The 19063-nt window shown below is 73.6% G+C and carries 16 protein-coding genes; 8 read left to right on the top strand and 8 right to left on the bottom strand.

Annotated elements, in window-relative coordinates; all coding sequences use genetic code 11:
* Positions 1 to 62 precede the first annotated feature (62 nt).
* Both ElP_RS33185 and ElP_RS33190 read left to right on the top strand, forming a co-directional pair.
* On the top strand, positions 63 to 539 hold the full coding sequence (locus ElP_RS33185) for a hypothetical protein (protein WP_145277645.1): 477 nt from the start codon (positions 63 to 65) through the stop codon (positions 537 to 539).
* Positions 540 to 733: 194 nt separating this feature from the next.
* Entirely contained in the window at positions 734 to 1513 is a 780-nt protein-coding gene (locus tag ElP_RS33190) for a leucine-rich repeat domain-containing protein (protein ID WP_145277647.1), read from the top strand.
* Positions 1514 to 1567: 54 nt separating this feature from the next.
* On the opposite strand, the gene ElP_RS33195 is transcribed toward ElP_RS33190, so the two are convergent.
* From ElP_RS33195 to ElP_RS33205, 3 genes are read right to left on the bottom strand one after another with little or no spacing between them, the layout of a single operon-like run.
* Positions 1568 to 2473 (bottom strand): ThuA domain-containing protein, encoded by a 906-nt coding sequence (locus ElP_RS33195; RefSeq protein ID WP_145277648.1) that lies wholly within the window; start codon positions 2471 to 2473, stop codon positions 1568 to 1570.
* The gene (locus ElP_RS33200) at positions 2437 to 3390 is read right to left on the bottom strand and encodes a hypothetical protein (protein WP_145277650.1); all 954 of its coding nucleotides are present in this window, start codon (positions 3388 to 3390) and stop codon (positions 2437 to 2439) included. The genes ElP_RS33195 and ElP_RS33200 overlap by 37 nt, the downstream gene beginning before the upstream one ends.
* 44 nt (positions 3391 to 3434) lie before the next feature.
* The gene (locus tag ElP_RS33205; RefSeq protein ID WP_145277652.1) at positions 3435 to 4379 is read right to left on the bottom strand and encodes a PAC2 family protein; all 945 of its coding nucleotides are present in this window, start codon (positions 4377 to 4379) and stop codon (positions 3435 to 3437) included.
* A 317-nt stretch (positions 4380 to 4696) separates the two neighbouring features.
* On the opposite strand from ElP_RS33205, the gene ElP_RS33210 reads away from it, so the two are divergent.
* Together ElP_RS33210 and ElP_RS33215 are read left to right on the top strand one after the other, a co-directional pair.
* A complete protein-coding gene (locus ElP_RS33210; protein WP_145277654.1) occupies positions 4697 to 6316 on the top strand; it encodes a glycosyltransferase family 39 protein in 1620 nt (539 codons plus the stop codon).
* Between the two features lie 268 nt (positions 6317 to 6584).
* Positions 6585 to 7094, top strand: a complete 510-nt coding sequence (locus ElP_RS33215) for a YaiI/YqxD family protein (protein ID WP_145277655.1) — start codon at positions 6585 to 6587, stop codon at positions 7092 to 7094.
* Here ElP_RS33215 and ElP_RS33220 read toward each other — a convergent pair.
* Positions 7067 to 8050, bottom strand: coding sequence for a hypothetical protein (locus tag ElP_RS33220; protein ID WP_145277657.1), 984 nt, complete (start codon positions 8048 to 8050; stop codon positions 7067 to 7069). The two genes, ElP_RS33215 and ElP_RS33220, sit on opposite strands and share 28 nt — an antisense overlap.
* A 203-nt stretch (positions 8051 to 8253) precedes the next feature.
* On the opposite strand from ElP_RS33220, the gene ElP_RS33225 reads away from it, so the two are divergent.
* Positions 8254 to 8862 carry a CHRD domain-containing protein gene (locus ElP_RS33225; RefSeq protein WP_145277658.1) on the top strand — a complete coding sequence of 203 codons (609 nt, stop codon included), beginning with the start codon at positions 8254 to 8256 and terminating at the stop codon, positions 8860 to 8862.
* A gap of 110 nt (positions 8863 to 8972) precedes the next feature.
* Here the strand turns inward: ElP_RS33225 and ElP_RS33230 are convergent, their stop codons facing one another.
* Positions 8973 to 9659 carry a hypothetical protein gene (locus ElP_RS33230; RefSeq protein WP_145277660.1) on the bottom strand — a complete coding sequence of 229 codons (687 nt, stop codon included), beginning with the start codon at positions 9657 to 9659 and terminating at the stop codon, positions 8973 to 8975.
* A 345-nt stretch (positions 9660 to 10004) separates the two neighbouring features.
* Between ElP_RS33230 and ElP_RS33235 the strand changes: the two genes are divergently transcribed.
* Positions 10005 to 10244 carry a hypothetical protein gene (locus ElP_RS33235; RefSeq protein ID WP_145277662.1) on the top strand — a complete coding sequence of 80 codons (240 nt, stop codon included), beginning with the start codon at positions 10005 to 10007 and terminating at the stop codon, positions 10242 to 10244.
* A gap of 89 nt (positions 10245 to 10333) precedes the next feature.
* Here the strand turns inward: ElP_RS33235 and ElP_RS38985 are convergent, their stop codons facing one another.
* Positions 10334 to 10876 carry a hypothetical protein gene (locus ElP_RS38985; RefSeq protein WP_197446560.1) on the bottom strand — a complete coding sequence of 181 codons (543 nt, stop codon included), beginning with the start codon at positions 10874 to 10876 and terminating at the stop codon, positions 10334 to 10336.
* Positions 10877 to 11104: 228 nt separating this feature from the next.
* Between ElP_RS38985 and ElP_RS33245 the strand changes: the two genes are divergently transcribed.
* Positions 11105 to 12337 (top strand): formylglycine-generating enzyme family protein, encoded by a 1233-nt coding sequence (locus ElP_RS33245; protein WP_145277665.1) that lies wholly within the window; start codon positions 11105 to 11107, stop codon positions 12335 to 12337.
* A gap of 74 nt (positions 12338 to 12411) precedes the next feature.
* Here ElP_RS33245 and ElP_RS33250 read toward each other — a convergent pair whose 3' ends face one another.
* Positions 12412 to 16086 carry a M56 family metallopeptidase gene (locus ElP_RS33250; protein ID WP_145277667.1) on the bottom strand — a complete coding sequence of 1225 codons (3675 nt, stop codon included), beginning with the start codon at positions 16084 to 16086 and terminating at the stop codon, positions 12412 to 12414.
* Positions 16087 to 16098: 12 nt separating this feature from the next.
* Entirely contained in the window at positions 16099 to 16473 is a 375-nt protein-coding gene (locus ElP_RS33255; protein ID WP_145277669.1) for a BlaI/MecI/CopY family transcriptional regulator, read from the bottom strand.
* Between the two features lie 337 nt (positions 16474 to 16810).
* Between ElP_RS33255 and ElP_RS33260 the strand changes: the two genes are divergently transcribed.
* Positions 16811 to 19057 (top strand): hypothetical protein, encoded by a 2247-nt coding sequence (locus ElP_RS33260; protein ID WP_145277672.1) that lies wholly within the window; start codon positions 16811 to 16813, stop codon positions 19055 to 19057.
* Positions 19058 to 19063: the final 6 nt, after the last annotated feature.

A 19063-nucleotide genomic window follows, 5' to 3' on the forward strand; every position in this document is an offset into this window, starting at 1 on the left:
TTGATTGCCCGGGCCGCCGATCGGCGTCCCGACCGTCGACCCCGGGCGGGAGGAGGCCGGTCATGGCCAATCACAAGCTGACGATCCTCCGGCATCCCGCCTACAAGAAGATCCAGACCTACCTGGACCACAAGGAGGTCGACTCACCGACCCGTCGGATCGCCTACGCCGACGGCGTGGTCGCCATCTCGGGCCGGGCCGGGGTCCGGCTGGCGGCCGAGCAGTACGGGCTGGATCTGGGTTCGGAGGGGATCGTCGAGCGGTTCCTCGGGATCATGAGGGCGTATGGCGTTTCCAAGCAGGAGGTCTGGGATCTGGACGCCTGCGCCGAGGCCCACCTCTGGATGACCCTGACCGGGCTCCACTCCCGGTACGTCGAGGAGCGTCAGGCCCCCCGGCACCGCCACCGACACCCCCGGCACCTGGACGCCTGGGCCTTCGAGATCGACGGCAAGAACCGCCCCAAGGAGGACTCCCCCTGCCGGAACTGCCGGCAGTGGGTCCGCAAGGAATTCCAGACCGTCAACGGCACCGACTGAGCCCCGCCGGGCCGCCTGCCGTCGTCACACGTCTCGAATGATCTCGGGGCCCGATGCGTCTGGATCGGCAGGTCTTCCCCGGCGAAGGCCCCCACGCCCGGCCCCGGGGCGGGGCTCCGATCGGCGTCCCCGACCTCGAGTCGGGCCGGATGCTCGCCGGGATCATCCGGGCACCAGGAGAGGCGAGGCCCCCGATGCAAGGTCCGGCCCCGGCCCGCCCCCGATGGCGGAGGCTGGTCCCCCGACTGAGCGTGAGGATGCTCCTGGTCCTCGTCCTCGTGATCGGCGGGGGGCTCGGATGGGTCGTCCATTCGGCCCGGGTCCAGCGCGAGGCGGTGGAGGCGATCCGGAGGGCCGGGGGGAGCGTCCAATACGATTGGCAGGTGGAGGCCGAGCGCGCTGCCCTCAAGAACGGGATGGGGGGGATGGGGGGCGGCTTCCTCGTCCTGCCGGACGCGGAGCCGCCCTGGCCCCGGTGGCTGGTGGACCGCCTGGGGGTCGACTTCTTCGGCTCCGTCGTCGAGGTGGACGTCATCGGAGGCGGCTCCGATGCGTTGCTAGCCCACATCGGCCGGCTCGACCGGCTCGACCACCTGAGGTTCCTCGACTCGGACGTGAGCCCGGCCGGCCTGTCCCGGCTCCGGACGCTCTCCCGACTGAAATGGCTCGATCTCGGCGAGACCAACGTCACCGACGCCGGCCTGGCCCACCTCCGAGGGCTGACCGCCCTGGAAGGGCTCGGGCTCGACCAGACGCGTATCGGCGACGCCGGGCTCGCCCACCTGGCGGAGATGTCGAACCTTCGACACCTGGATCTCTCCACGACCGACGTGGGCGATCCGGGGTTGGTCCGCCTGCAAGGGCTGACCAACCTCGAAACCCTCTACCTCGGGGACACCCGGGTGACGATCGAGGAGACCGAGTCGCTGGCCCGGTCCCATCCCTGCCTGGACATCAGGCGGTTCAACGATTAGGCCTCCGCCGCAGGCCCCGGAGCGGGCTCGGATCGAGGGCCGGACGGGCCCGGCTCAGGCCCCCGGCTTCGGCTCGTCCTGGTTCGCCTCCAACTCTTCTCGGCTGGGGGTCTGGCTGGGGACGCCGCCCTCGGGGATCTCGCCCTGCGACGCCCAGACGATGGCGTTGAGCACGACCGTGCGGAAGGAGTCGTCTCCCCAGTTCCAGTGGACGTGGGCGCCGGTGAAGCCGAAGCCCCGGCCGCCCTCGGGGCGGTCGAAGGCCCAGGCGACGTGCTGGGGCTCGCCGGCGGCGACGGCCCGGCGGACCTCGGGGTTGCCGCTGCGGTCGCCGTCGGGGCGGGAGAGGGAGGACTCGGGGGGGACGGCGCTGAGGATCGGTGTCACGCCCTCCATCCCGGGGCGGAACCTCATGTGGTAATACCACTCGTCGTTCAGAGCGAAGGGCTCTACCCCCCGGGTGATCGGGTGCTCGGGCAGGTCGGAGAACTCGGCCGTCCAGTGCGGGTTGACCGACCATCCCAGCTCGAAGTAGCCGCCGAGCCAGTCGAGGAAGTCGTCTCCCGGCTGGCCGGCGGGGACCTCCACGGCGAAGTGCAGGCAGACCAGGCCGACGCCCTCCGCCATCATCGCGTCGACCTCCTCCCGGTTGGGGATGGCCGGGTGGCCCCCGGCGCCGTCGGAGAAGATGACGATCGCGTCGGCCCCGTCGAAGACGGACTCGTCCTCGGGCCAGCCCCCGGAGACGACCTCGGCCTCGAAGCCGGGCATCCCGGCCTCCAGGGCCTCGGCCAGCAGCAGGCAGCCGGCGCGGTGCTCGTGCTCGCCGTAGCCGTGGCTCCGGGGCCCGGCCACGAAGACGACCTTCTTCGAGTCGGCGTCGTCGGGCCCGCCCCGGGCCGCCCCGGGCAGGGCGGCTGCGATCAGGGCGGCGAGGATCGGGGAGAGGGGGATTCGCATCGATCGTCCTCGGGTCGGGGGTGATCGTCGGTCCCCCCGGTCGGACTCGGCGGGGGGGCGGAACCGGCCACGATAGCGGGGCCGACGGGCAGTTGCCAGCCGATCGGGGGCGGCCGACGGGCCAGCAGCACCCACCCCAGGCCGACCAGGCCGAGCTGCGACGCCCCGAAGCAGGCGAAGAAGACGACGGCGAGCACCGCCCCCCGGTCGATCCAGGTCGTCGAGGCCGCCCGGATCCGGGCCAGGCGGCCCCCGGCCTGGTCGAGGCTGTCGAAGAACGTGTCGATCTGCCCCCGGACGTCCCCCAGGGCGAAGTCGACCTCGTCCAGCAGGTCGAGGAACTGGTCGAGCTGCCGGGGTGAGAGGGCCTGGCCGGACCGGATGCGGTCGAGGGTGAAGATCGCCTCGTCCAGCAGCTCGACGGCCTCGGCCAGGCTGGCGGCCACCGAGCCGAACGGGCGGTCGGCCCCCGGCTCGGCCCCCGGCGAGGGGCGACGGGTCAGCAGGGGGAAGGCGTCGAGCACCGCCAGGGCCCGGTTCAGGCTCCTCAGGCTCTCCTGCATGGCCACCACGAACGCCTCGGCCGACTCCAGCCGATGCTCGATCTCCGGGTCGATCGCCTCCAGCAGCGGCCGGGGATCCGCCCGACGGTCGTCCTCCCCGACCAGCTCCCCGACCGTCTCCCCCACGAACCGGACGCGGTCCCGGGCGGCGTCGATCAGGCCGAGCGTGGCGTCCCCCTGGCGCTGGACCGACTCCACGACTCGTTCCAGATCCGCCACCGACTCCGGGACCTCCCGGCCCAGCCGGTCGGCCAGCTCCCAGGAGCCCAGGACGGCCGCCCCGCTGAAGACCGTACCCACCGTGCCGACGAGGACCGCGATCGCTCCGAGTGCTCGCGAGAGGAACCGATTCACGGGCGGGGGGCCTCCGGGGGGCGGGGGGCGGGCGTCGGGCCCGGTCAGTCGGACTTCTTGAACAGGTCGAGGAAGCGGTCCTCGTACTCGTGGTAGACGCCCAGGCGATCGAGCTCCCGCTTCAGCTCGTAGGCCTTGGCGCGGTCCCGGGCCGACTCGTCGAAGAGCCGGTCGATCCGGCGCCGGTCGTCGGGGGAGGGGCCCTCCTCGTCGGCCTCCTCGGAGGATTCGGCCGGGAACGCCCCCTCCTCCTCCCCGGGCGCCTGCGGGGCCTCCATCGCGGTCTCGACCTGGGAGAGCAGCTGGCCGAGCTTCTCCTCCACGTCGGCGGCCTGCTCGGACAGCTCCGTCAGGTCGATCTGGATGGCGGCGATGGTGGCGAAGACCTCCAGCACCGAGAGCGCCGCCTTGGGGAAGGGCAGCTGGGCGAAGATGTGCGGCATCTCCCCCAGCAGGCAGGTGCCCGGCAGCCCGGCCTCGGCGGCCACGCCGAGCAGGACGCCGTTGAGCCCGCTGATGTGGCCGTCCTCCAGCGGGGTCAGCTCCAGCTGGGTCAGCTCGTCCAGCGAGGCCCGGTCGGTGGCGGCGCCGAAGACCCGGGAGTCGTGCGAGGGGTGCATCTGGGTCGCCATCGAGGCGAAGGTGAAGACGCGCTCCACGCCCAGGTCCTTGGCGAAGTCGACCAGGCGGGAGCAGAACGCGTGCTTGCCCCGGGGGGGCTGGGCCTCGCCGATGAAGACGACCAGGTCGTGCCGGCCCAGGGGGTCGACCCAGGCGAAGAACCGGCTCCGGGGCAGCCGTCCGGTGCGGATCAGGCCGTGCTTGACCTCCACGTGGTCGACGTCGAACAGCTCCTCGGCCTGGAGCTCGGCCACCAGGTGCATGCCCAGCTTGGCCATCAGGTAGTAGCCGGCGCTGATCGCCACGTGACCCATCCCGGGCCAGACGGCGACCATCCACGGCTTGTTCAGCTTGATCTCGTCGGCCATCAGACTGCCTCCCGATCCGCCCTCGCCTTCGCGATCGCCCGGCGCCGGGGCCGCCTCGGGCGAGGGAGCCGGCCGGCGCGGCCCGAGCGGCGAGGCCGGCCCCCGCCCTCCCAGGATCCGGGGAATCCTCTGGGAATTCCATGCCCGACCGCCGGGGCCGGCATCCCGACCGCCCTCGGGGCGGGCGGGATCCGCCGCGGGAGCCCGGCGACGATCGCCTGATCAGGCACTAGAGTTCCCGCGGGGGCCCGGCTCGGGGTCCCGGATGGCGATCAGGCCCCCCGACGACGGGGGCGGAGACGGAGGCGAGTGCGACGATGTCGGAGTCCCGAGCGACGAAATCGGAGTCCCGAGCGACGGCCATCGGCCTGGCGGCCTTCTCGGTCGCGTACTTCGCCTACGCGGCGACCGTCGCGTCGATCCGGCCGTTCTGGTACGACGAGATCATCACGTATACCGTCGGCTTGCAGCCGGGGGCGGCCGCCGTGTGGGACCTGCTCGGCCGGGGGCCCGACGCCAGCGCCCCGCTGCATCCGATGATCATCCTCGGCCTCTACGGGCTGCTGCCCCGGACCGAGCTGGTGACGAGGCTGCCGGCGATCGCCGGGATCTGGGTGATGATGCTCTGCATGTTCGCCTACGTCGCCCGGGGCTGCGGCACGAGGGCGGCGTGGGTCGCGCTGCTGTTCCCGATGTCGACGCTGGCCCTCGTCTACGTCGCCGAGGGCCGGCCGTACGGGCTGCTGCTGGGCGTCTCGGCCCTGGCGCTGGTCTGCTGGCAGGCGATCGGCCGGGCCTCGACCCCCGCCGGGAGGGGGCTGGCCCGGCTGGGGCTGGCCGCGAGCCTGGCGGCGTCGGTCGCCTCGCACTACTTCGCCGTGCTCGTGTTCATCCCGATCGGCCTCGGCGAGCTGGCCCGGGGCCGGGAGCGACGCCGGGTCGACCGGGGGACCTGGGCGGCGACGCTCCTCGGCCTGGCGCCGCTGCTCGCCTGCCTGCCCTTGATCCGGCACGCCCGGTCGTTCTCGACCGAGGACTTCTGGGCCGCGGGCGCCAGCCTGGCGGACGTGCCCGAGTATTATCGGGAGCTGCTGGGCCCCTCCTTGCTGCCGGTGCTGATCGCCCTCGGCCTGTCCCCGATCGCCGCCCGCTGGGTGCGGCTCGGACGATGGCCGGCCGGCCCGACGCCCGGGGAGGGGCCCCCGCCCGGCGAAATCGCGGCCGCGATGGGCTTCGCGGCCCTCCCCGTCTTCGGGATCGGCCTCGTCCAGCTCGGCACCGAGCACGCGGCCTTCACCGTGAGGTACGCGCTGCCGGCGGTGATCGGGGCGGGGATCCTCGCCTCGTATGTCGTCGCGGCGATCGGGAAGCCGGCCGGCCTGGATCGGCTCCTGGCCCTCCTCCTGGCCGCCTCGTTCGCCAGCCGGGCGACCGCCGACATGGCCGACGGGCCCAGGGGCCGGGGCCTGGAGTACGTCGCCGGTCGGGTGGCGGCCGCGGGGGAGCCGGTCGTCTACTGCGACTTCCATCGCTTCAGCCAGCTCACCTTCTATGGGGACGATCCCTTCCGTTCCCGGGTCGTCTCCCTGCTCGGCTACCACCCCGAGGCCGCGACCGGCGACCGGATCGAGCGGCTCTTCCGGCCGCTGTACCCGCCCGACCGGACGCCCTGGATGGAGGAGTACGAGGACTTCATCGCGGCCCGGCGCCGCTTCCTGGTCCACCCGGACCGATCGGACGCGCTGCTGGGCCGGCTGCTCGACGACGGGGCCGCCGTGGAGTGCATCCGAGTCGGCGAGAAGCCGTTCTACCGGGTCACGCTCCCGGGCCCGGGGGACCCGGGCCGGGCCGCCCCGGCCCCCTCCTCGCGGCCGGTGCGAGGCGTCCGGATCCGCCACCCGGGGCCGCCGGAGACGCGCGGCGGGCCCCGTCGCTGATCGCGGCCGATCTCACGCCGCGATTCGGGCCGAGGCCCCGCCCCGGTCGTCGAGACCTCCGGGCGAGCGGGGCGGGAGGCCCTTGCGGCGCCCGCCCGGTCCTGGTATCCGGGCGACGTCCGGGGCCGCCCCGCCCCCGTCGATCGGCCCGCCCCGGCCTCGCCCGCGGCCCGGTCCCCGACGGTCGGCCCGGGGGTGCCCCCGGCGGCCCGCCGGATGCAGGGGCGTCGACCGCCCCTCGTCCCCCCGTCCCCCCGGAGCCCCCCGCATGGCCATCTACGTCGACGCCGATGCCTGCCCGGTCAAGGAAGAGGTCTACCGGGTCGCCCGGCGCCACGGGGAGAAGGTCTTCGTGGTGGCCAATGCCCCGCTCCGGGTGCCGCCGGACGATTCGATCGAGCTGGTGGTGGTCCGGGGGGGCTTCGAGGTGGCCGACGACTGGATCGCCGAGCAGGTCGGCCCCGGGGACCTCGTCGTCACGGCCGACATCCCCCTGGCCGACCGCTCGTTGAAGGCCGGGGCCCGGGCCCTCGGCCCCAAGGGCTACCCCTTCCACGAGGACTCGATCGGCGAGGCCCTCGCCACCCGGGCCCTGCTCGACCAGCTCCGCCAGGCCGGCCAGTACGGCGGCGGGCCCTCCCCGTTCGCCAAGGCCGACCGCTCCCGGTTCCTCGGCAAGCTCGACCAGTTCGTGGTCGCCATCCAGAAGGATCGGGAGCGGGCCGCCCGGCGATCCTCGCCCGGCCCCGATCAGGGGAGCCCCGGGGGGCCCACGTAGGACCGGGCGATCACCACGTCGTCGAACAGGACGACGTTGACCGGGTTCTCGGTCCAGCGGTCGGTGACGTAGCTCTCCAGGGTCAGGGCGTTGGCCGTCAGCCCGGGGTCGTCCCGCCAGTTGATCCCGCCCCAGTGGCCCCGGAGTTCGCCGTCGATCCAGTACGCCTGCTCCCCGTCGGCCATGCCCGGCGTGTTGTGCTTGAGCATGAACTCGACGCAGATCCAATCCCCCCTCGGGATGCCCGGCTGCTCGGCGGGGCGGAACGCGTTGCCCCAGAACTTGCCGTCGGGGCTGGCCTCCATCTCGTGCCAGTAGCTGTAGAAATTCCATTCGCCGGGCGGGGGGTTCTTGCCCCAGTCCCCCCAGGGCTCGATGGCGGTCGAGAACCGTTCGTGCCCCTTCGGCTTCACCCCCGCGCCCCCGAAGCCGGTCCAGCGGTCCCGGCCGGTGAGCCCCCGGTTGGCCCGGAGGGTGACGAAGTGGTGCACGTAGTCGCAGTCCGGGTCGAACTTCACCAGGAACCGGATGAAGAGGACCTCGCTCGACTCGAACCAGGTGGTCAGGCCTCCCCCGGTGTTCTCCCCCAGCCGGGCGGTCACCTTCAGGGACTTCGAGCCGACCCGGGGGTCCTCGGCCGACTCGTCGACGATCGAGAGCACCTTGCCGTGGTCGTCCCGGGTCTCGTCCCAGGTCGAGCCGATCCGGGCGTCGGCCTCGAAGTCGTCGGCGAAGACCACGTCGGGGTGCCCGGCGACGCCCCGGTCGGCGACGAACCCGGCGGCCAGGCCGTCCCCCTCGGGGAGCCGGCCGGCCTCGGCGAGGTCCCGGGAGCCGTCGGGGTCGCCCCCCGAATCGGCCGAGGCCGGGGACGGACGGGGGATCGTCGTCGCCGAGAGGGCCAGCACGACGGCGACGGCGATCCGGCGGGCGAGGGGGCGTCGCGTTCGGGTCATGGCTCGGGCTCCTGGATCGGTCCGGACGGACGGACGGGGGTGCCTGAGGGCCCCATTCTACCGGGAATCCTGCCGGGGCTCGATGGCGCCCCGGGCCGCCGGATTTCGCGCTTGAGGCGGGATCGGCCCCGGTTTAGAGTCGGCCGGTTCGATGCATCTTCGCATCGGACACCCGTTTTCTTCCCCGTCTGGAACCACTCCCAATGAATCGCATCTTCATCGTAACGGCACTGGCGGTCGCCCTGCTCGGCCTCGCCGGGGGGGCGGCCGCGGACCCGATCGTCTTCGTGGCGACCCTGAGCGGCCCCAATGAGGAGCCGCCGAACGCCTCGCCGGGGACGGGCCGGGCGGTCGTGACGCTCGACCTCGACACCGACTTCCTCCGCATCGAGGCCTCGTTCGAGGGCCTGACCGCCGGGACGACCGTGGCCCACATCCATGCCCCGACGGCGGAGGCCTTCGCCGGCACCGTCGGCGTCGCCGTGCAGCCGGGGACCCTCACCGGCTTCCCCTCCGGCGTGACCAGCGGCGTGTACGACAACACCCTCGACCTGGGCGATTCGGCCAACTACACCGCCGGCTTCCTGAACAACTTCGGCGGCGGGACGGCGGAGGGCGCCGCGGCGGCCCTGGCCGGGTACCTGGCGAGCGGCCAGGCCTACTTCAACATCCACACCTCGGACTTCCCGGCCGGGGAGATCCGCGGGTTCTTCTCCCCGGTCCCCGAGCCGTCGAGCCTGCTCCTGGGGGCCGTCGGCGCCTCGGGTCTCGTCGTCCTGCTGGCCCGCCGCCGCCGGGCCCGATCGGCCTGAATCCGGCCCTCGGCCCTCGGCCCTCGGGCCAGATTGCTCGGGGCCGAGGCCCCTCCCTCCCTCCCGCCGGCCGTCGCCGGCGGGAGGGGTCCGAGGCGATGCCCCCCGCCTCAGCGCCGGGACGGCGACCCGGCGTCGGGCTCCTCCTTGGGCTGGGGCTCCTCCTTGGGCTGGGGCTCCTCCTCGGGCTGGGGCTCCTCCTTGGGTTCTTCCTTGGGCTGGGGCTCCTCCTCGGGCTTGGCCTCGGGCTGCTCGGCGGCCTCGGCCTCCTCGGCCCGCTCCAGGACGAACATGTTCTGGGAGTCTCCCTCGGGCTCGAAGCCGCCGGGGAAGTTGTCGCCCTCACCCGTCTCGTAGATCAGCATGAGCCTGCCCTCCTCCATCCGGATCAGGCCCCTGGCGGTCGAGCCGACGGCCTCCTCCCGGGAGGACCGGACGGTCTTCATCGTGATCCGGCGGCCCCCGCCGGGGCGGCCCTGGGTGTTGGCCTGCTGGGCCTGGCCCCGGTTCTCGGCCTCGAACTCGATGACGTAAAGCTCCGAGTCCTCGGTGTCGTAGACGGTCATCTTGCCCGGCTCGATGACCACCCGGCCGCCGAGCCGGTCCTCCGGGATCTCCTCCTGACCGTGCTTGCCCGAGGCGATTTTCCAGGTGCCGGCCAGCCGGCCTCGGCCCTGGCCCTTCTCCTGGACGGCCCCGGGCTCCCCGCCCTGGGCGCCCTCCTGCCCCTGGGAGGGGGAGAAGGCGAAGGCGGTGATCAGCGCCGCCGAGGCGAATGCGAGCGTCGTGCGCAACATGAGAGTGTCGTTCTCCATCGGGACCCTGATGGCCCGGACGATCGTCCGGTCGATCGGCCGATCGGATCGATCCCAATCGGGTGGACTCGATTCGATTCGATCGGGGGCGGGGATCGGTGAGGTGGCCGCCCATCCGGATCGCGGCACTCGGCGTGCCGAGGGCCCTCGATCGGCCGATCCGCGGCGGTTTTCCCCGGGATCCTCGCGCCGTCGGGGCGGATCGGCCCCGGCGGCACGCGGTGTGCCCCGTAATCGTCCCGGCGCCCCGGCCCGTGCCGGGGGTCCGCTTACCCGGGCGGATCGCAGCGCAGCGGGCGTCCCGCATCCCGAACCCGGAGGACCACCGTGGCCCACGATCCGAGAGAACCCGACGACACCAGCGACGACGCCTTCGGCTACGGCCAGCAGCCGCTCCGACGCGAGGACGCCACCACCGGGGACGAGGGGATCGAGCCCCCCGTCGGCCGGGGACACGACGAGGCGACCATCGGCCGCCCCGGCGAGCCGGCCCCGGGGCGGGACGCCCCCCGTGAACAGGTCCACGGCTACCCCGACCAGGCCCGGGGCCCCGACGCCCAGGAATGAGCCGACCGGGACTCGGCCCTTCCCCGCCGGCCCGGTCGCCTCCGACCGGGCCTCCCGGGCCGACGCCCCCGCTCCCCCGCCTCGCCCGATCACCACCCGTAGAAGCCGCCGTACGGGGAGCCGTGGGCCGGGTACGGCCGCGTCAGATATCCCGGCCCGTACCCGAAGCCGCCGACCGGGCCATAGCCATATCCGCCGTGGCCATAGCCGCCGACCGGGCCGTAGCCATAGCCGCCGTGGCCATAGCCGCCGACCGGGCCGTAGCCATAGCCGTGTCCGTGATTGCCGAAGCCGTGGCCGTAGCCGTGGCCCCGCCGGCCGGCGAGGCCGCCGTACGGGTAGACCGGCCGATCGGCGATCACGCCGGGGGCGACGGGGGCCGGTCGGGGGGGGAGCCCCCGGGCGCGGTCGTAGTAGTAGCCGAGGGGCACGTAGGGCGTCCCCCAGATGTCTTGCATGGCGTTGAAGCGGTCCTCCCAGAAGTCCCTGCCCTGGCCGACCGCCGCCGAGGCGAGGGTCGAGGCGGAGACGGCCGGGGCCCCCTCGGCCGTCGTCGTCGACGACGGCCCGGCCGACGCCCAGGCGGCCAGCGCCGCCCCGATCGCGAGTCGAGTCCTCAGGTGCCGATTCATCGAAGTCGTCCCTCCTCCTGCTCCGGGGTCGGGCGCGACCCCGGGCCACGCGGACCGATCCGTCTCCGGTGATGTGCTGGTCCGAGGACATACATGCAAGCCGCGCGCCCCCGGCCTCGCCGGCCCCCCGCCGGGGCGGGCGACGATCCCATCCGCCTCCCCTTCGCCTAGACTCCGAAGTAGCGGGCCGGGCCGTCCCCCGGCCCGACCGGGGATCGGGGGACGCCCATGCGACCGGAACTCGAGGAGCGGGGCCTGCTGTTCGCCGTCGTCGCCCTCCAGCTCGGCCTCGCCGGCCGCCAGGCGATCGGGCAGGCGCTCGACGCCTGGCTCGTCGACCGGTCCCGGCCGCTGGACCGGCTCCTGATCGACCGGGGAGTCCTCTCCTCCGAGGATGCCGGGTTGGTCCGGGCCGTCCTCCCCCTCGGCTCCTACCCCGAGGACGCCCTGCCCGACCGCCTCCGAGATCCCCTGGCCCGTCGGCTGCTCGACTGGTACGCCAACGACCCGGATCCCGGCCTCCACTCGGCGATCGGGTGGCTGCTACGCCGCCGATGGGGGCTCGGCGGGGCGGTCGACGCCCTCAACCTCCAGCTCGCCTCCCCCGGGCCGGCCGGGGGCCGGGGCTGGTACGTCACCCCGCACGGCCTGCTCACCTTCGTGGTCGTTCGGGGCCCGGTCGAGTTCCGGATGGGCTCCACCCTGCAAACCGACCCCGACCGCGCCGACGACGAGGCGGCCCACACCCGGCTCATCGACCGGTCCTTCGCCCTCGCCTCCCGGGAGGTGACCGCCGCCGAGTTCGCCGCGTTCCTCCGCAACCACCCCGAGCTGCCCGAGCACCGGGACCCCTCCACGCTCCGGGAGGCCCCCACCGGGGACTGCCCCGCCGCCGCCGTCTCCTGGTACGACGCCGCCCGGTTCTGCAATTGGGCCAGCCAATTGGAAGGGCTCCCCGAGGACCAGTGGTGCTACCCCGAGCCCGTCGGGCCCGGCATGACCCTGCCCGACGACCACCTCGACCGGCTCGGCTACCGCCTGCCCACCGAGGCCGAGTGGGAGTACGCCTGCCGGGCCGGCTCCGCCGCCTCCCGCCCCTTCGGCGGCTCCGACCCGAGGCTCGAACACTACGCCTGGTCGATCACCAACGCCGATCGGCAGCTCCACCCGGTCGGCTCGCTCAAGCCCAACGACCTGGGGGTCTTCGACCTGCTCGGCAACGCCTCCGAGTGGTGCGACGCCCCCTACGCCGAGGAGTTCCCCCCGGCCGAGGGGGACGCCGTGCCCGACCTCCTCCGCCCCTCCCCCCTCTCCGACGACGTCGGCCGAGTCCTCCGGGGCGGCTCCTTCCGGGACACCGCGCCCGACCTCCGCTCCGCCTCCCGCACCGGGGACCGCCCCGGCTACGTCTGCCCCGGCTACGGCTTCCGGCTCGCCCGCACCCTGCCCTTCGAGCCCTGAGGGCCCGGGCCCTCCGGCGCCCGGGCCGGGCGGACGACGGGCCGCGATGCTCCCGCCCCCGTGGCCATCGAACCTCAAGGGCCCAGCTTCAAGGTTCCGAGGTCGATCGGCCCGTCGAGACCTCCCCGACCATCCGGGGGCACCGAGAAGGGGCGCCCCGAGATGCGACCGGCTTCATGGTCGTTGAACCGGACGCTCAGGACATAGTCCCCCTCGGGGACGTCATCGATGCGGAAGGACCCATCCCGAGCGACGGTCGCCATGAAGTACGGCGAGCTCATCCGATGCCGGTCGGACGCCTCTCGGGCGGCGGCCCATCGCTTGCCCTCCTCGCTCGACCTCCAGGAGTCCCACCACTCCTTGTGGAGACCGGGATCGTCCCGCACCGCCGCCGGAGGCTCCGGCGGGGGGGGCGGCACCGCGAGATCCAGACGCACGTCCACGAGGGCGAAGCTCCAGAGGACCGGTTCGGCCCGCCCGGCCGGGGCCTCGAGCGTGCCGACGACCGGGCGTCCCGTCCCGCCGAGGTCGAGCCGTTCGGCCTCCCCGGCAACGAGCTCGACCGGCGACATCCTCGACGAGGTGACCTCGGTCGCCCCGTCGTCGACCGTCAGCAGGATGTTGCGGCCGATCCATCCCCGGCCCGGGAAGGCACGCTCGAAGGCGAACCGGCCGCCCGCTCCCGTCGTCGCCTCGTGATGCGTGAAGATGTTCGGGACGCCGTCGCCGTAGGAATGGATCCCCTCGGTGTTCAGCCAGAGGACGACGTTCGGCGCCGGTTCGGGCCCGACGCGGAAGGTCCCCTCGACCCGGGCCCAGCGAGTCAGCGTGACCCGATCCGGGATCCGGCCGCCTTCCGACTTCAGGTGCGCGAAGCCGGCCGGGTGGGTGATCACGACCTGGAACGGCTCGTCCCGCGCCGGCAGGCGGAACCGACCGCCTTCGTCCGCCTGGAGCCGGATCGCGTAGGTCGAACCGTCGTCGATCGCCCCCTGGGTGACGTTGATCTGGGAGCCGGCCTCGCCGAGGGCGACCTCGGCGAGGCTCGCCGGCCCGCCGTCGGCCGTGAGGATGGTCGCGGCGATGTCCTCGGCGGGTTCGAGCTCGAAGTCGACGACGACGTCCCCCTCGTCCGACAGGATGTCTCGCGAGACCGCGACGCGATAGCCGTCGGCCTCGATGCGGACCAGGTGGGCGGGGTAGTCGTGCGAGAAGCGGACGCGGTACTCCCCGTCCGATGCCTCGTAGCGCTCGTGGGGGATCCAGTTCTCTCTGATCCTCGGGTCACTGTTTCGCAGCCCCGGCGTGACCCGGAACGACGCGATCGGCTCCTTCGTCCCCGCGTCGACGACGCGGCCGGAGACGACCAGTGCCCGGGGAGGCGAGAAGACGTACTCCTCCTCCCGGGCGACCAGCGATCGCTTCGAGAGGCTCATCCCGCCTGGCCGGTAGATGTCGGCCTGGATCTCGTCGAGGGGAGCTTCGTGCCACTCCCAGACGCCCTGGTCATTCGTGTACTCGTCGACGTGATCGAACTCGAAGTAGTCGACCGGGCCTCGCCAGCGCTGGGCCATGATCCGGGCCCGGGGGATGCCGATGCCCTGCTCGTCGACGACCCGGACGCGGATCGTGCCGCCCGGCCGCATCGAGAAGTCCACGGGCCCCATCTCGGGGGAGACCCGCACCTCCTTCAGGTCCATCGCCCGGCCCTCGGCCGAGACGACGACCCGGGCCATCATCGGCTCGCAGCCCTCCAGGCGATAGACGCCCCGATCGTCCGTCCTCGCCTCCCGGATCTCGTTGACGAACTCCGTCCTCACGAGCGCGCCGGCGATCGGCTCGCCCGAGTCGTCGGTCACCGTCCCCGTCACGGTGAGGCCCCGACGCAGCTCGATCCGGGAGTCGGGCGCCTCTCCCCGGGCCACCCCGAACCCGTCTCGGGGCAGCGAGAGGCGCAGGGGGGCGTAGTCGGGATGATCGAGGCTGACGAAGACGTCTCCCATCGACGCCGGGACGCTCTCGAAGCGCCATCGGCCCTCGGCATCGGTCCTGATCCGCGTCCCGATGGCGAGCTGGCCGGTGTCGCCCGGCCGCTTCTTGTATTCGATGCTGGGATGGACCTCGACCCCTTCGATCGGCTCGCCCTCGGGGTCGACGACCACGCCGCCGACGGCCCAGCCCTCGTCCAGCTCGGCGACGAACTCCCCGGGGATCTCCCGGGGATGCTCCGAGGCACTCCAACTGGCCGAGAACGGCCCGTATCCGGGCTCATGGATGCCGATGCTGAAGCGGTCGGGGCGGCCGGGGAGCGTGACGGTGAACCGGCCGTGGTCGTCGGCCTTCGCCAGGATCCCGTAATTGCCGACCCGGACGAACTCGCCCCGAGAGATCGCGTCGGCGGTCGGGGCCGGGGACGTGCGGACATCGAGGCCCACCCCGGGCACGGGGGCGCCCGCCGGCCCGACGACCGTCAGGTTGAACTTGAAGGGATCCCCGGCCTCGCCGTCGTCGTCGGCCTGGGCCCCGGGCCTCGGCATGGCGCCTGCCGTCATGGCGGACCCCCCGACGCCCAACAGGCCGGCCATCAGCGTGCCGGCCAGGCCGAGCACCGCCGTCGCGGCCAGGGCCCGGGCACCGACGCCGGTGGAGAGCGGCCGGGAGGCGTCGAGGATCCGCCGCACGCGCCGTCCCAGCGACGACCGCGATGCGATGACCCCCACGAGCACCGGGGAGGCCGGCGGGAGCGACCGCTCGGCGATCTCCAGCAGCAGGCCGGCGTATCGGGAGCGGTCGGCACCGAGGGCGACCACGACGTCGTCGCAGACCTCCTCGGCCGTCGCCTCGATGCGCCGCGAGAGCGCCCAGATCAGCGGGTGCACCCAGAGCAGGGCGCCGGCGAGCTGGCGCAGGAGGTTCCAGGAGACGTCCCGGCGGGCCAGGTGGGCAAGCTCGTGGACGATCGCCTCGCGAGGGTCGTCCTCGCCTTCGGGCAGGAGGATCGCCGGACGCCGGAGCCCGCAGAGGCAGGGGCTGGCCAGGTACGGGCTCCGCAGGATCCCGGGCAGGGCCACCCCGAGGGCCCGGGCGAGTCCTCGGGCGAGCTCCTCGACCTCGGGCTCGACCCGGGACGCCCGGCCTCGGAGCCGGGCCAGGCGGCGATGACCGACGAGCAGCCGCACCAGCAGGGCCAGCGTCCCCGCGAGCCAGACGACGCCGATCGGCAGCGCGATGGACCCGACGTCCGCCCTCGACCACGCGACCCTCGGCCCTCCTCCGGCCGGGCCGGCGTCGGCCTCGGGCGACACCGCCGCGTCGGCGGCACCCGCGAGCGACCGCCACTCGATCCCAACTTCGGGCCGCGCCGACGGGGACCGGGCCACCGTCCCCGCGTCGGACGAAGGGCCAGGCCGACGCGGGCCACCGACGGGCACGGGCCCGGAGGTCTCCCCGGGGGCCGATCCGACGGCCGGGGGGGGCGGGACCGGGGCGACCTCAGGGGGCTCGGCCGCGGCGAGCCGGATCCGGACGCCATCGATCCCCGCCCCGAGCAGCGCCGCCGAGGCCAGCGGGGACGCGAGCACGGCGGCGAGCGTCGCTCGGTAGGAGGCCGACTGCACGGCCGCCCCGGCGGGACGCAGGAGCCGGCCGGCGGCCAGCCCGATGGCCAGCAGCACGGTCGACTGGATCAGCCAGTTCAGGGCGAATTCCGACGCGAGGACCGCGCCTCCCGAGATCGTCTGCCAGGTCATCGTCCCGCCTCCTCAACCCTTGCGTCGTCGGTCGATCAACCTCCGAAGCTCGTCCAGCTCCGCCTCCGAGAGACGCTCGGTCCTGAGCAGGTGCGCGACCAGGTCGCCGGCCCGGCCGCCGAAGACGCGGTCGAGCAGGTCTCGGGTGGCTCCCCTCCTGACGCGATCCTCCTCGACGAGGGGGAAGAAGACGAACGTCCTGCCCCGGGCCTCGTGCCCGATCGCCCCCTTGCCCTCCAGCTGCCGCAGCAGCGTCTGGACGGTGCTGTGGGCGACCGGCTCGTCCCGGTTGAGGGCCTCGGTGATGTCTCGGGCGCTGACGCGCCCCCGCTCCCAGATCACTCGCATGATCCGGTGTTGCATCCGACCGAATTGAGCCTCGCTCATCGCGTTCCCCCCGGACCCGGCGATCGTCTACCGCAGTAAATCTAACGAAGTAGACAACACGGGGTCAAGGTGGAGGTGGACCGACGCAAGTCCTCCCGAACCGCGTCGGTCCCGATCAACGCGAAGGACCGGGCGGATGACCGCGTTCCCGGTCGCCCGGCCGATCTCCCCTCCGGGGCCCGGCCACGAACGACTCCGCGGCCGAGACCGCCGGGTCGGGGCCGATGCTGGGGTTCCCCCGGCCCCCGGGACGGGGTATAGATCGCCGAGGCGGATCGACCCGGACCCGGCCGACCGTCTCGCCCGCCGGACGTCTCGGCATCGGAGGAGCTGCTCGATGGCCGATCAGGCCCCGACCCCGCCGGACCGGCTGCGCCCCCGATTCGTGATCGGCCTGCTGGCGGCCTATACCCTGGCGGCGCTGGTCGCCTCCTACCCCTCCACGCTGCAAGGCCGGTCGGCCCTGGCGGTGGCCGACCTCACCGACCCGCTCCAGCACCTCTGGACCATGCGGTGGTATCGGGACTGCCTGCTCGGGGGCCGGTCCCCGTTCGTCTCACCGGTGCTCCAGGCGCCGGTCGGCTCGCCGCTGGGGCTGTACTCGCCGCTGCTCCTGCAGTCGATCCTCTACCTCGTCCTTGCGGGGATGGGGGCGGGGGACGTGCTTGCGTATAACCTGATCCTGCTGATCCAGGCCGTCTTCACCGGGTTCGCCACATTCCTGCTGGCCTGGCACCTGCTCAGGCGCCCGGTCCCCTCGGCCCTGGCCGGCCTGCTGGCGATGCTGTGCGGGCCGATGGTCTTCGCCGCCCAGTCGGGGGGGACGGAGCTGCTCTCGCTCGGCGGCTTCCCGCTGTTCCTGCTCGGCTGGATGAGGCTGGTCGAACGCCCCTCGGCCGGCCGGCTCGCGGCGGCCAACGGCGCCTTCCTGCTGCTGGCGCTCGGCTCGCCCTATTATGCGTTCATGAGCGCCTTCCCCGCCGCCCTGTTCGCGGCCGTCGAGGCGACCCGGGGCGGCGGGCGGGGCGGCGCGGCCTGGCTCCGGCCGAGATGGCGATGGCTCATCGGGTTCTCGGCAATCGTGCTCCTCAGCCTGCCCCTGGCGGCGCCCACGCAGCTCTGGGCCGCCTGGCAAGGGGTCCCCATGGGCCGCTCCCGGGCCCACTTCGAGCAGTTCCGGGCGATCCCCTGGGGCTACGTCATCCCCCCCCCGGCCAACCGGCTGACCGCCCTGGTCGTGCCGCCGTTCTGGAGCACCCCCGGGGTGGTCGAGCGGGAGTCGATCTACCTCGGCGCCGTCACCCTCGGCCTGCTCGGCCTCGGGGCCGTCGGGCGGGTCCGGTTCCGGCACTCGGGGTTCCTCTGGGCCTGCCTGGGGATGCTCGTCGTCCTGTCGATGGGACCGCATACGACGATCGGCTCGACCCGGATCCCGCTGCCGGGCTCCTGGCTCTGGGACCACCTGCCCGGCTTCCGGGCGATGCGGGTCCCGGCACGGTTCGGCTTCCTCGGCGCGGCCTGCGCGGCGGTCCTGGCGGGGGGGACGACGGCCGCCCTGCTCGACCGCGTGAGGTCCCGGCCCCGTCGGCTCGCCCTCGCGGTCGGGCTGCCGCTGCTGGCCCTCGCCGACCTCTCCAGCGTCCCCTTCCCCTCCCGGGCCCTGCCCGACCTCCCCCCGGCCTACGCCCGGCTTGCCGTCCGGGCCCCCGACGCCCGGATCTGCGAGATCCACCCGACGGGCTCCGGCTTCGACTTCCTCCGCTACGAGTCGACCCTGGCCTACTGGCAGTCCCAACACGGCCTGACCACCTCCGCCGGCAACCCCGGCGTCGAGAACCGACGCTTCACGGCCCGGATCCTCGCCTCGTCCCCCTTCTTCTACACCCTGCTGGCCGACCCCGGTTACCTCGCCGACGATCCCGGCCCCATCCCCCTCCCCCCCGTCCAGGGCGCCCGGTTCGAGGACCTCACCTGGCTCTGGATCCACGCACACCGATACGATTTCATCGTGATGCACAAATGGACCTGGGACGGCTCCCCGCCCCCCCCGGCCCTGCTCCGGGCCCGGGAACGCCTGGCCGCTGCGATCGTCGACGAGGACGGGCAGGTCGTCGTCCTCGACCCCCGACGCCTCCCCCCGCCCTCCCGCCCCGTGGCGCTCTGCCGATCGGGCTGGCGGGAGCGGCTCATCCGGCTCGGCGCCCCGGCGGCGATCGCCGAGCAGGACGCCGAGATCCTCGCCTACAACCCGACCCCCGGCCTCCCCCTCCGCCTGGAGCTGGCCGCCTCCTCCTACCTGGAGCCCCGGCTCGTCCGGCTCGAGTCCGGAGGCCGCGTCCTCGCCCGCTGGGAGGTCCGCCCCGAGTCCGCCTCCACCCTGCTCAGCCCGCCGATCTCCCTGCCGGAGGGGATCCACGCCCTCGTCCTCTCCAGCGACGGCGCCTGCCGCCCCCGGAGGCCCGAGTACGCCCCCGTCCCCGGCGACGAGGCTCCCTTCAGCCTCTGGGTGACCTCGATCCGGCTCCTCCCCGAGCCGAAGGAAACGGCGACGGCGACGGCAGGCCCCACCCCGACCGCCCGCTGATCCGGC

The sequence above is a fragment of the Tautonia plasticadhaerens genome, from assembly GCF_007752535.1.
Lineage (GTDB): Bacteria > Planctomycetota > Planctomycetia > Isosphaerales > Isosphaeraceae > Tautonia > Tautonia plasticadhaerens.

Bases quoted from the DNA above. Each gene is read 5' to 3' on its own strand.
- ElP_RS38985 (WP_197446560.1), bottom strand. From the start codon at position 10,876: ATGAATCGGCACCTGAGGACTCGACTCGCGATCGGGGCGGCGCTGGCC.
- ElP_RS33185 (WP_145277645.1), top strand. From the start codon at position 63: ATGGCCAATCACAAGCTGACGATCCTCCGGCATCCCGCCTACAAGAAG.
- ElP_RS33220 (WP_145277657.1), bottom strand. From the start codon at position 8,050: ATGACCCGAACGCGACGCCCCCTCGCCCGCCGGATCGCCGTCGCCGTC.
- ElP_RS33250 (WP_145277667.1), bottom strand. From the start codon at position 16,086: ATGACCTGGCAGACGATCTCGGGAGGCGCGGTCCTCGCGTCGGAATTC.
- ElP_RS33205 (WP_145277652.1), bottom strand. From the start codon at position 4,379: ATGGCCGACGAGATCAAGCTGAACAAGCCGTGGATGGTCGCCGTCTGG.
- ElP_RS33215 (WP_145277655.1), top strand. From the start codon at position 6,585: ATGGCCATCTACGTCGACGCCGATGCCTGCCCGGTCAAGGAAGAGGTC.
- ElP_RS33230 (WP_145277660.1), bottom strand. From the start codon at position 9,659: ATGTTGCGCACGACGCTCGCATTCGCCTCGGCGGCGCTGATCACCGCC.
- ElP_RS33190 (WP_145277647.1), top strand. From the start codon at position 734: ATGCAAGGTCCGGCCCCGGCCCGCCCCCGATGGCGGAGGCTGGTCCCC.
- ElP_RS33210 (WP_145277654.1), top strand. From the start codon at position 4,697: ATGTCGGAGTCCCGAGCGACGAAATCGGAGTCCCGAGCGACGGCCATC.
- ElP_RS33245 (WP_145277665.1), top strand. From the start codon at position 11,105: ATGCGACCGGAACTCGAGGAGCGGGGCCTGCTGTTCGCCGTCGTCGCC.
- ElP_RS33260 (WP_145277672.1), top strand. From the start codon at position 16,811: ATGGCCGATCAGGCCCCGACCCCGCCGGACCGGCTGCGCCCCCGATTC.
- ElP_RS33225 (WP_145277658.1), top strand. From the start codon at position 8,254: ATGAATCGCATCTTCATCGTAACGGCACTGGCGGTCGCCCTGCTCGGC.
- ElP_RS33195 (WP_145277648.1), bottom strand. From the start codon at position 2,473: ATGCGAATCCCCCTCTCCCCGATCCTCGCCGCCCTGATCGCAGCCGCC.
- ElP_RS33255 (WP_145277669.1), bottom strand. From the start codon at position 16,473: ATGAGCGAGGCTCAATTCGGTCGGATGCAACACCGGATCATGCGAGTG.